The sequence below is a fragment of the Arthrospira sp. PCC 8006 genome, assembly GCF_046480465.1.
Lineage (GTDB): Bacteria > Cyanobacteriota > Cyanobacteriia > Cyanobacteriales > Microcoleaceae > Limnospira > Limnospira platensis.
Genome location: NZ_PKGG01000157.1, coordinates 1 through 12,674 on the forward strand (window position 1 = coordinate 1; position 12,674 = coordinate 12,674).

Annotated in this window: 8 protein-coding genes and 1 pseudogene; 3 read left to right on the top strand and 6 right to left on the bottom strand. The window is 42.7% G+C overall.

All coding sequences use genetic code 11. From position 1 onward, the window contains the following. The coding region (locus tag B9T16_RS19445) for a hypothetical protein (protein ID WP_410245537.1) at positions 1-430 on the top strand (430 nt) is incomplete at its 5' end. Positions 431-607: 177 nt separating this feature from the next. Further along, entirely contained in the window at positions 608-3,112 is a 2,505-nt protein-coding gene (locus B9T16_RS19450; RefSeq protein ID WP_410245538.1) for a glycosyltransferase, read from the top strand. A 1,456-nt stretch (positions 3,113-4,568) separates the two neighbouring features. Here B9T16_RS19450 and B9T16_RS19455 read toward each other — a convergent pair. From B9T16_RS19455 to B9T16_RS19470, 4 genes are all read right to left on the bottom strand, one after another. Next, complete coding sequence (locus B9T16_RS19455) at positions 4,569-5,897, bottom strand: class I SAM-dependent methyltransferase (protein ID WP_410245539.1); 1,329 nt, start codon at positions 5,895-5,897, stop codon at positions 4,569-4,571. Between the two features lie 50 nt (positions 5,898-5,947). After that, complete coding sequence (locus B9T16_RS19460; protein WP_410245540.1) at positions 5,948-8,182, bottom strand: O-linked N-acetylglucosamine transferase, SPINDLY family protein; 2,235 nt, start codon at positions 8,180-8,182, stop codon at positions 5,948-5,950. Positions 8,183-8,266: 84 nt separating this feature from the next. Then, positions 8,267-10,495: a hypothetical protein gene (locus tag B9T16_RS19465; protein ID WP_014274696.1), complete on the bottom strand. Its 2,229-nt coding sequence runs from the start codon at positions 10,493-10,495 to the stop codon at positions 8,267-8,269. A gap of 228 nt (positions 10,496-10,723) precedes the next feature. After that, positions 10,724-11,221, bottom strand: a complete 498-nt coding sequence (locus tag B9T16_RS19470) for a type IV pilin-like G/H family protein (protein WP_410245541.1) — start codon at positions 11,219-11,221, stop codon at positions 10,724-10,726. A gap of 255 nt (positions 11,222-11,476) precedes the next feature. Between B9T16_RS19470 and B9T16_RS19475 the strand changes: the two genes are divergently transcribed. After that, entirely contained in the window at positions 11,477-11,662 is a 186-nt protein-coding gene (locus B9T16_RS19475) for a hypothetical protein (protein WP_006617496.1), read from the top strand. A gap of 16 nt (positions 11,663-11,678) precedes the next feature. On the opposite strand, the gene B9T16_RS19480 is transcribed toward B9T16_RS19475, so the two are convergent. Continuing rightward, the gene (locus B9T16_RS19480) at positions 11,679-12,107 is read right to left on the bottom strand and encodes a hypothetical protein (protein ID WP_006617497.1); all 429 of its coding nucleotides are present in this window, start codon (positions 12,105-12,107) and stop codon (positions 11,679-11,681) included. 189 nt (positions 12,108-12,296) lie between these two features. Continuing rightward, positions 12,297-12,674 (bottom strand): annotated as a pseudogene (locus tag B9T16_RS19485) (hypothetical protein); the annotation flags it as partial.

A 12,674-nucleotide genomic window follows, 5' to 3' on the forward strand; every position in this document is an offset into this window, starting at 1 on the left:
GGAAAATGCGATCGTTCAAGTGCGCCAGGAAATCGATCGCTATCCGACACTATCGGGGATTTTTTATGAGAGTTTAGCACTGAAATTGCATAATTTTTATACGGGCTGCGAGAGGATTTTTCAATTGATTGTTTCTGAACTCAATGGTGCGTTACCTTCGAGTTTTGATTGGCACAAGCGACTCCTCAACCGCATGAGTGTGGAACGAGAAGGACTCCCCCCAGTTCTGAGTTCGGAAACGGTGCTGAGTCTCCGGGAGTATCTCGGTTTTCGTCATATAGTCCGCAATATCTACGGTTTTGAACTGGAGACGGAACGGGTGGAAGATCTTGTGCAAGGCTATTCTCAAGTCTGGCATTGTTTCGAGTCGGAAGTGCGGCGGTTTGTCCAGGAGTTACGAGAGTTGGCGGAACGGTTGGAGGAATGTTAAGTGTTGTTTCAGTGGCGGGGAGGCGATCGGTTTTTTGCCATGGTGTGGTATAATCGTGCAACCTGCCTATCTGACTTGGTTTTGTCAGAATGCGATCGTTTTTTGATATACATGACAAATATTTAACCAGTATAAACCTTATTATAGAAAAGTTAACCCTTACAACTTTATTCAAAAATGACAGATACAATTTTGAATTTAGAGAAAATCCAGAAACTCATTCAACAGTTGCCTGAAGTATATCAGTCAATATATATAGGGAAAAATTTAATTGCCGAAGGAGTGAGAAAAAATGATATAGAAAGATTAGAAGTTATTGAAAAATACATTAAGCCTGGACAGACAATATTAGATGTTGGTTCTAATGTCGGTTTTTTTACTATCCAGCTTGCTAAAAAGTTTCCAGATAATGTTTTTGTCAGCGTTGAAAAGCAACCAGGATATTCAGACGTACAGGCAGAATTATTAAAAATAGAAGGATTAACAAATGTTATATTTATCAACTCGATAGTTAGCTTTGACTGGGTGGCTAAAGCTGCACAAGCTTGTACATATTTTGATGTAACTCTGTTATTATCTGTTCTTCATCACATGGAAGATGCAGAATTATTTTTATCAGAAATTAACCAAATATCTAAATCGCTTATCATTGAAATGCCAGACCCAAAAGAGTCTAGGGTTTGTGGTAAAAATATACTGAGTCAGCTTACTCTTGAAAAACTAAGTCAGATTAAACCAGTTTTCCAAAAATTAGACTATGAAGCCAGTACCCATTGTGACCCCAATTTGAGAAGATCCTTTTATTATGCAGACTCTCCCGAATATCAAAGAAAATCTATTTTCCCATATATTGGCTATCCCCTCAGTCCCAGAGAGTATCTGATTAAAGCCACTGATGAAGGTTTAATTATCCATAAGTCTCATTTGAATCAAGATGTTAAATGTATTCCTGGAGTAATTTTGTCTGATGTCGCCCAAATTGGTAATATCCTTTATCCGGGTTTAGAAGAAATGAGACAACAGGTTAACCGAGAATTTGATCGGCTAGACCAAGAAGAAAATATAGCTGATTTAAGACCTTGGAATTTATTATTTACTGCTCATGGCTTGAAATTTATAGATTGTCAATATACACCGGATCTTGATGTGGGCTTAAAATATAACAAATCCAAAGATAGTCAGATAATTAATACTTACTTAAATCGAGTATTTCGCTATTCTAATCATCCAATAATCATTATTGATGGTGTATTTTTCCAACTCTATAGTACAGGTATTGCTAGGGTGTGGAGAACTCTTTTAGAAGAATGGGCAAACACAGAATTTGCTGGCCATATTATTGTATTAGACCGCGCCAATAGCGCCCCCAAAATACCTGGTATCCGTTATCTAACTATACCCGCCTATAGTTACAATAACACCGATGCTGATAAGCAAATGCTACAGCAAGTCTGTGACCAAGAAGGAGCCGATTTATTCATCTCCACCTATTACACCACCCCCCTATCTACCCCCTCTGTATTTATGGCTTATGACATGATACCAGAAGTGTTGGGAGGCAGTTTAAATCAACCCATGTGGCGAGAAAAACATCATGCTATCCGTCAGGCTTGTTCTTACGCTGCCATCTCCGAAAATACCGCCAGAGATTTAGTTAAGTTTTTCCCTGATATTAGCATCGAACAAGTTACCGTGGCTCATTGTGGTGTCGCTCCCATTTTTACCGCAGCTACAGCCACAGAAATCAGCACTTTTAAACATAAATACGGCATTAGTAAACCCTACTTCTTGTTAGTTGGTGCTGGTAGTAACTACAAAAATGCCATCTTATTTTTCCGTGCCTTTGACCAACTCCACACCAAACAAGGCTTTGAAATCATTTGCACCGGTAGCGGTGTCACCCTCGCTAACGAATACAGACAATATACCTCTGGCACTGTGGTTCATTCATTAACACTCAGTGATGAAGAATTAAAAATTGCCTATTCTGGTGCTGTGGCTTTAGTTTATCCCTCCTTATACGAAGGTTTTGGGATGCCAGTTTTAGAAGCCTTAGCCTGTGGTTGTCCGGTGATTACTTGTGCCAACGCTTCCATTCCAGAAGTCGCAGGAGAGGCGGCTATCTATATTGATGCTAATGATGTTGATAGTTTAACAGATGCCTTGTGTGAAGTGCAAAAATCCCCAGTGCGTAGCTCTTTAATTACCGCAGGTTTGACACAAGCCAAACAGTTTTCTTGGGTGAAAATGGCGAAAATTATGAGTTCAGCTTTAATTCAGGTAACTTTAGCACGTCTAAATCTTCAGAGGGTGAATTTTATCATTTTCCCCGACTGGTCACAATCAGAAGAAACTGTCGGATTAGAATTACAAGAGGTGATTAAAACCCTCGTTAATCATCCCGATAAAGCTGAGATGACCTTATTGATAGATAACAGCAACATTACCCCAGAAGAGGCTGATTTAGTCTTATCTAGTGTGGCTATGAACTTGTTAATGGAGGAGGAAATAGAGTTTGATGGTGGGCCGGAAATTGTCTTGGTTGGCGAGTTGAGTCCCATGCAGTGGTCGGCTTTAATGTCTAAGTTACAGGGTCGGATTAAATTAGACCATGAAAATCAGGAGGTAATTGATAAGCTAAAAGCTGATACTATTCCGGTAGTTGAACCCGATAATAATTAATAATTAATTGTAGGGGCGGGTTCTGCCGTCAATTACTTATTCCCCACGACCATATTAATAAACCCGCCCCTCTTTGCCGTCAATTATCAATTCCCCACGACCATATTATAGCGGTTCGGTGGATTGGTGAGGTACTTTTCAAAGCCCCTCTCCCCTATTGGGAGAGGGGTTTGGGGTGAGGGCTGTACCTTATGGATATGAGAAACGCTATAATAAACCCGCCTCACCGTTTCGGCTGAGAAACCCGGTTTCTTCACCAGGATATGGCAGCGGTGCGTCAGATGAAAGAAATTTGCCGTTGACCCGATAGGTTATCCCTCTGGCGCACCCTACGATATGTGTAATAATTAATAATTAATTGTAGGGGCGGGTTCTGCCGTCAATTACTTATTCCCCACGACCATATTAATAAACCCGCCCCTCTTTGCCGTCAATTATCAATTCCCCACGACCATATTATAGCGGTTCGGTGGATTGGTGAGGTACTTTTCAAAGCCCCTCTCCCCTATTGGGAGAGGGGTTTGGGGTGAGGGCTGTACCTTATGGATATGAGAAACGCTATAATAAACCCGCCTCACTGTTTCGGCTGAGAAACCCGGTTTCTTCACCAGGATATGGCAGCGGTGCGTCAGATGAAAGAAATTTGCCGTTGACCCGATAGGTTATCCCTCTGGCGCACCCTACGATATGTGTAATAATTAATAATTAATTGTAGGGGCGGGTTCTGCCGTCAATTACTTATTCCCCACGACCATATTAATAAACCCGCCCCTCTTTGCCGTCAATTATCAATTCCCCACGACGATATTATAGCGGTTCGGTGGATTGGTGAGGTACTTTTCAAAGCCCCTCTCCCCTATTGGGAGAGGGGTTTGGGGTGAGGGCTGTACCTTATGGATATGAGAAACGCTATAATAAACCCGCCTCACCGTTTCGGCTGAGAAACCCGGTTTCTTCACCAGTTGATATGATGTTGGGTTTCACTGCGTTTCACCCAACCTACCGTTTCTTCACCAGTTGATATGATGTTGGGTTTCACTGCGTTTCACCCAACCTACCGTTTCTTCACCAGTTGATATGATGTTGGGTTTCACTGCGTTTCACCCAACCTACCGTTTCTTCACCAGTTGATATGATGTTGGGTTTCACTGCGTTTCACCCAACCTACCGTTTCTTCACCAGTTGATATGATGTTGGGTTTCACTGCGTTTCACCCAACCTACCGTTTCTTCACCAGTTGATATGATGTTGGGTTTCACTGCGTTTCACCCAACCTACCGTTTCTTCACCAGTTGATATGATGTTGGGTTTCACTGCGTTTCACCCAACCTACCGTTTCTTCACCAGTTGATATGATGTTGGGTTTCACTGCGTTTCACCCAACCTACCGTTTCTTCACCAGTTGATATGATGTTGGGTTTCACTGCGTTTCACCCAACCTACGGTTTTTAAGAGTTTAGCCACAACGTTCTAACAGCACATATAAAAATGGGTCTAGGGTGTCTAATAACTCCTTAATTTCATCCCTGGCTTTTTCATGGCTAACAGGTTCTAGGGTAATGGGGTCTATGGGTCGAATTTGCTGCCACCGCTGCACTAACTCCTCAACAGTACAAACCCTCTCCCACAGTGGTAATAAACAAGCTGCTATGCCACTATCAAGATGAATTGGTAGAAAAACAGGTAACTTGATATACTTGCTAATTTCAAAGGGTTTGTGGTTGGTAATGCAATTAATTAAATCTTCCCGGGACTGGGGGTTAGCTAACTGAGGATGTAGACTGACTCTGGCGGTTTGCCAGTCCGAATCACTCCATTCGGAAACCGGGATAAAATCTTGACCTTGGTGAGGATGACCACACCAAAAATCTAATAAACGGTGCATGGGTTGCAGGAGTTCAAATAAATGTAACCTGTCTTCCGTAGACATTTCCGCCAAACCCAACCCGAGAAAAACAGGTAAATCATCTTCATCCTTAAACAAATCTGTAATTTCCCAATGTCGCCAATTTATCATACTGATAAACTCTAAATCAGCAGCTTTCAAGGCAGCAAAAACATCGGGGATAGTGAAACCTTTATCACCCAGCAATAGATGATTACTTAAAAGATACTCTTCGGATTCTGCCTTTTGTGTGTTCCAGGTTTGCTGTTTAAGCAATACCTGGTCTTTAAGAGATTTCATGGTTTCTCGCGCCATTTCTATCTGCATTTCTCCGGGTTGTTCATCCATTAACCCAATCATTTTAAAAAATTCCTGGGATTTAAAAAAGTTATGGCGTTGGAAAGCACTGTGTAGATTGGTTCTAATAATACCATCGGGTTTTAGCACCGATTTCATGGCTTGCAACCCTTCTACGATATCCGGTAGTAAGTAGAGAACTTCATCATTATTAATATAATCAAACTCCCAACCTAAGCTGGGTAATTCCTCAATATACATGGCATGAAATTCGGCATTTTCTATGCCATGATATTTCAATCTATCCCGGGAGGCTTCTACGGAATTTTCGGATATATCAATACCCACAATTTTAGCACCAGGATTAGCTAATGCTAATGCCAAAGCCTTATATCCACTACCACAGCCAGCATCTAAAATAACTTTACCTTCGGTTTTAATAACCTGTTGGTTTCTGAGGTAATAGGGAGTCACCAAGTTATGAATATAAAGGCGTTCATAATCAGTCTCTGGTGATTTCTCCACTGGGATTCTAGGATACTGGGTGAAGTCGAACTGCTCCCGAATTTTCCGTTGTAGGTCTGATTCATTTATGGTTGACATTGGGATTTAATCTCCATCTAATTTAACACGGGGCTCAAATAGCCTATATGCTAACAACCGCCACCGTCAATATACCGCTGCCACATTTCCTGATAGGCTTTCTCCATGTCGCGGGTGAACTGCTTACCATTCCACAAAGGAGCAGTCCGCCTAGACTTGTGTAGTTTCCAGGAGATATCTTGGCGGAGTCTTTCATCGGTTCCCAGACGAACCCCCCACTCCACATATTCCTCATCAGTCCAAGCAATACCCTCGGTGATACCAGCATTCATCATCATTGTATAACTATTACGGGCTGCAAACTGTTCCCCCACCCTAGTCACCAGAGGAATACCCATCCACAGGGTTTCCATTGTGGTGGTTGCGCCGTTGTAGGGGTAGGTATCCAGCACCACGTCTGCTATAAGTAAATTAGCGCGGTGTTCTTCTTCCCATTTTACTGGCGCAATAAATTTAATTCTCTCCCTAGTGATTCCCTGTTGATTGGCGATGTCAAAAAAGAACTGATTTAAAGAATCTTGTTGACCAAATCCCTTGACTAAAAAATAACTATTGGGAACTTCCCTTAAAATTTCCAATTGCAACTTGGCGATGTGGGGATTGTACTTAGGGCCTCTTTGCAACCCTAGATAAACTATTGCATCATCAGGAATTGCTAAATCTGCACGGGTAATGGTGGGTACAGATACTTCAAAACCATCCACAGCTAAATAGGTTTGAGGTAGCCTCCAGATAGTTTCCTGATAATATTCTTGAGCATTTTCTGGTAACACATAGGGATCAGCAATAAAATAATCAACTGTTGGCACTGCTGAAGCATCCCAACCGAGCCAAGTCACTTGTATGGGAGCTGGTTTAAGTGCCATAATTGCACTCATATTGGAAGTAGTCAAGCTATCCAAATCTACTAATATATCTATTTGATCAGCATAAATTTGCTCGGCTAATTCTAGCTTGACAGAACTATATTTATGTATGTGGTCAGAGTTAGCAATATACCATTCTTGAATCGGATCGTAAAAAACTCTTGATTCGGTCATGTAAGTATAAATTTCAAAGTTATGGCGATCGCCATATTTCCATAAACTACGAGCCAGCCAACCGACAGAGTGCCTCCTCAAACAAGATGAAACATACCCAATCTTTAGTTTCCTGGGGGATGGTTGTACCCCCTGACGCAAACTGGTATGGCGACCCCGAAATTTGGTAATTAGCTCCGGAAAGGCTATTTCCACGTTAGATTGACATACCTGACAAATTTGTTGTCTGATCGTGATATTTTCCCGAGGATTATCTACTATATAGGGAAAATAAAAAGAGGCTGTATAAAGACAAACTCCCATTGATGAAGTCCCCAGATTCTTAGGATGTTCAACAATCAATTGGTCAATTAATAGCTTGTGTTGTTCCCAAAAATCCCACAGTTTATCCCAGTATCCACCCGCAGTGAGTAGGGCTTTGAGAATGCTGAAACTTTGGCAAAGTTTTTCCGGTATAGTTTCCACGACTGAATAGGCGCGTTGGGCATATTCTATACCTTGAGCATAGTCCCCCATATCAGTAAATATTGCGGCCACAGAATTAATTAATGCTCTACTTCTTGGTGCTAACTGTAAACCCATCTGGCATAACTTTATGGCTTGCAAATGTTCATGTGCAGTACGGGCTAAATCACAGGCTATATCTATAATAACTCTGATAAATTCTTCCTCATTAGTAACATAAGGGATAATCGCTGTTAGCAACTCTAAAGATGAGGGTTCTAGGGTGGCAACCTGCAAGACTTTTTCAGTAACTCTGATTAATAAATCCTGATTAATATTTTCACTCAAGGAGCTATTCTGTAAGATGTCAATAATTCCATAGTCTTTGATGATATCTGGGGTATAAGCATTAATGGCAATTGACAAATCAATTAAAGCCAGCAAATTATTAATGTCTGTGGGATTCAGTTCTCTAAGATGTTGGCGAATCACCCAGGCTAATTGATAATTTGATAATTGGGCTTGTCGATTAGCTTCTGTGTCGAGAATATTACTTAATTCATCACTCCAATACTCAACCGGTTCTATATCTTCCTCATTGATAGCTAACAACCAGGTGATTTGAGCTTCTTCCTCTTGACCTTCTAACAGCAACATCAAACCCAGATAAAAATAATAATACTTATTATTAGGTTCTGCCTCAATAGCTGCTTCATAATATCTAATCGCCTGTTGGTATTGGCAATTATCGAGATATTTTTGGGCTTGCTGACGCATTTCGGCTACTAAATCACTGGTCATTTTCACAATACCTATTATCCTTGAATTCAATTGATGCTGGCTCATCAACTCCTGGGAGTCATGAGACTATGAAAAATTGATAATTTATGATTGTCCGCTAGTATATATTTTCCACATTTCCTGATAGGCTTTCTCCATCTCGCGGGTGAACTGCTTACTATTCCACAAAGGAGCAGTCCGCCTAGACTTGCGTAGTTTCCAGGAGATATCCTGGCGGAGTCTTTCATCGGTTCCCAGACGAACCCCCCACTCCACATATTCCTCATCAGTCCAAGCAATACCCTCGGTGATACCAGCATTCATCATCATTGTATAACTATTGCGGGCTGCAAACTGTTCCCCCACCCTAGTCACCAGAGGAATACCCATCCACAGAGTTTCCAGGGTGGTGGTTGCGCCGTTGTATGGGTAGCTATCCAGCACCACATCTGCTATAAGTAAATTAGCGCGATGGGTTTGCTCGGTCGATACTGAACCCGTCAGCCGCAACTGTTCTGAACTAACTCCCTGTTCTTCTGCTAACTCAAAAAACAGACCGGCGATAGATTGCTCTTTATCGAATCCCTTAATTACCAAATAACTATTGGGTACTTGTTTCAGAATTTGCATTTGCAATTGGGCTAGTTCTGGGTTGTATTTCGGCCCCCTTTGGGCGGTAAAATAAACAATGGCATTTTCGGGAATATTGATATCCTCTCTTCGCAAACTGGGAATGCCGACCTCGAAGCCACCGACGGCCACATAGGTTTGAGGTAGTCGCCAGATGGTTTCTGAGTAATAATCCTGGGCATTTTCTGGCAAAACATAGGGGTCAGCAATAAAATAGTCAACGGTGGGTATAGCAGAGGCATCCCATCCCAACCAGGTGACTTGTACAGGTGCGGGTTTAAGTGCCATAATGGCGCAGGTATTGGTTAATGTCAGGCTATCTAAATCAATGAGAATATCAATCTGGTCTTCAGAAATTTGCTCGGCAACTTCTGTGCTTACTATTCCATATTGATAAGACTTGTTGGCTTGTTCTGCATACCAGTTTTGGAGAGCATCTTGTCGATTTTCTGCCCCAATCATATAGGCATAAATTTCAAATTTATCGCGATCGTGATGTTGAAATAACCAGCGAGATATCCAACCCACAGAATGCCGCCGGAAACAATAAGATATATAACCAATTTTTAGGGGTTGATTGGTCGCGGATTGATGGCGTTTCTGTAAATTCCGGGCTTGATATGTGGCGATATTTTCTGCCTGAGCCGTTTCTAAGTTGGCTTGGCAAATTTGAGCAACTTGGGCTTTTATTTGTGAGTTGACAGCAGGTGAATCTCTAACATAAGGAAAGAAAAAGCTGGTATTATATAATTGCATAACCCCAGTTCCCAAGTCTAGGGGCGGGTCTTTCAGCATAGCATCCAGCAATGATTCCTGATGGTTGACCACCTCTCGCACTTGCTTTGTGCATCCCCCTTGAGACATCAGACCACTGATCATAAAATTGCTATCCAGGGCTTGCTGATCTGGGGATTCAGTGAGATGATAGGAACGTCTGGCATATTCAATGCCATGGTCATACTCGGTTAATTGAATACAAAATTGAGCCAGAGCCCTCAGCAACTCTTGATGATGCGGTGCCAGGTTCAACAACAACTCTCCATAGCCCTTGGCTATACCTATTTCACCAAAGGAATAGGCAATATCGTATAATTTAGGGATTAAGCTAGTGACAAACTCCGGTTGCTCACCAAGATGGTTAATCACCGCCTCTCCCAATTCCAGAGATAGGGGATTAATTGCATCTACAACTAGGAGTTTTTTCCACAGGTGCAGTAGTAAATCTGGATTGACATTGATGGACTCCTGTTGCAGTAAGGGAACCAGTCCATATTCTGCGATCTCATTTCCGGTATAGGTTGTCAGGGTAATTGACAAATCAATTAACTTTAATATATTATCAATACCATGGGGGTTTATTTCTAAAATGTGTTGGCGAATCCCCCAAGCCACGGAATAGTCTTCGGCGGAGGTTCGTGCATCGGCTTCTGATGATAGCACCTCGAGTAAGTCTATCGTCCACTGGTCAATCTGTTCTGGGTCTCCATCACTCATCGCCACCAGCCAGGTGGTCTGGGCTTCTTCCTCCCGCTCCTGTAGCAGCAGGGTTAACCCCAGTTTCCAGTAATTATATTTATAGTCGGGATTGAGATTGATGGCTTGTTCATATAAAATGGCTGCTTGTTGATAATCCCTTTTATGCAAGTAAATATCAGCTTCTGCTGATAAAATATTCTGCTTTTCCGACATCTGATTATCAACCATAGTCCCAGCGATAAACTCAATTAGTTATTTTAAAACAAAATAGGTAGCACTACTGTACTACCTATTTACAATACTCTCAAGTGGCCTCAGTTTCTGATTTTATCAACAAGAGCAATATAGTTATGGCTTTAACAGTGTCACCGTATGCCATCTCTCCATCTTATAGTTGACGATGGGGTTAAAGACCCTAGCTGACTCCATCTGAAACCTAAACTGCTAGATTATCTGTTAAATTTCTCTAAAAGTACCACAACTATTAGCGCCCGCTGCAAAATTTGCCTCGGTTTCTGCATCAGGCGCTTCGCACAGTTTAGCCAAAGTGGTACGCTCCCCTCCTGCTGTTTCGCCTACCCAGACCAGACCACCATAGTCGCGGAGATTAGCTATACCGTTGGCATTAACCACCGCACCAGAAGCATTAGCGAGTAGATTATAAGTGTAGTTTGCTGTTGCGCTGCTGACACCCAGACCCAGTTGAGTTATTGAGGTAGTAAAGTCGCCAGTTTCCATCAAACGCGCTTGTTGAGCCCGGTTGATTGAACCAACGTATGTTTTAGCTTCGGACTCCCTGGCTTTGTTAGCTTGGTTTAAGAAGGAAGGCAGAGCGATCGCCGACAAAATACCGATAATGATAATTACAACTAACAGTTCGATTAAGGTGAAACCACCGTCTCTTTTTTTCTGAGAGATATGTTGCAGGAATTTGGCTTTAAGTTCAGTCTTCATAATTCGTTCTCCTCGGGGTGAAATGAGGTTATTTGTTTTCTGTAGTTCTAACTTACCCACCTCGATCGCAAATCATATCACCTGCCACAAAATTTTTTTTCAATTTTTCCGGGAAATCGTGTATCGCCCACCCAGTGGGGAATACCGACTAAGGCGGTTGGGGTGACTGGGTGTCAGACATAGGGCTTAGGGGGTTAAGGCGGCCACCAATTGGTAAAATATAGGCGATCGCATCCCATCGCATCCTATATATAAATGGACAACAAACTGTTATTGGTGGCCAAAATCCTGATCCTATCCCTAGGGCTATCCTTACTGATCAAATATGGCGGGCCAAATTTCGCCATTCCCCAAACCAATGCGATCGCTCTTTTCGCGGTTCTATTCCCCTCTTCCCTGCTGGCGGTTCTGTTGTCGTGGCGAATCTGGCTAGTCAAATAAGCAAACCGGGGACCAACTAAACCTCAGTCGGTTTCTTTTGGGACTCGTGCCATTGCTCCAACCGCTTCTCATCCCCAGCGAACCCATCTACAGACACTCGACGCTCTGGCATAGGTTGCACAGGACCATTAACAGGGCTATATTTGCAAAAGCAAATCACGATCATATCAAACTCAGCCATAGACACATCAGGAGAGTAACTTTCTACCCTAGTTACTTCCCAGTCACCCTGGCGATAATGGGTGCTGTAGCCATGTTCAGTGGGATTATGCAACCCATCAATACGAATAAACTCCCTCGGTCGATATCCCAACTCAGGAATAGGTTGATCAGAAGAGTCGAAATGTTCAGCCAAAATTCTAGTTAAACCCTGGGTATGTTGGAGTTTACGTTCTTTCCAACCAGGTTCACCCTTATCAGCCCGAAAAATGATGTATTTTCGCATCAATCTTCCTCCTTATCAGTTTCATTATAGGGCCGAGGAAACTCCGTTTTCCCCAGAAATACGCAATCAACCTCAAGGATAGGATCTGAGGTTACCTCAATTCGCACAAGATTCCACCCATATTTTCGTTCCATATCCTCGCAGCATCCTTCATCTACCGCTGCGTGGCGAGATATATTTTCCTGTTCATCAAAAATTCTCCGAGAAACGCCCATCCTCGCGTAGCAGGTGGGGGAGGGATAGGAGCGGTGGTTGAGTGGGGTTCAATGCCCCCGAAACCACCAAGTTTGTACTAAGCGCAATCAAAGAGACCTTAGAAGCGGTGAATTGACCCAACCGCTTCCAGTTGATATCGCTGACAGAAACCTGTCTGTGAGTGTCACCACTCACCCAGCCGACGACAACCCGACCTGCCATTTCAGCACGCACAATGTCGCCCTTCCTGACCCCATGCCGTGTGGTGGTACCGCCATATTTACGACGCACCCCACCTTTGGCCGGAACCATCAAGTGCAGTTGTCTACGAGAAATGGGAGGTCTGCGAATCACTTTAAAGATGGATGGTGT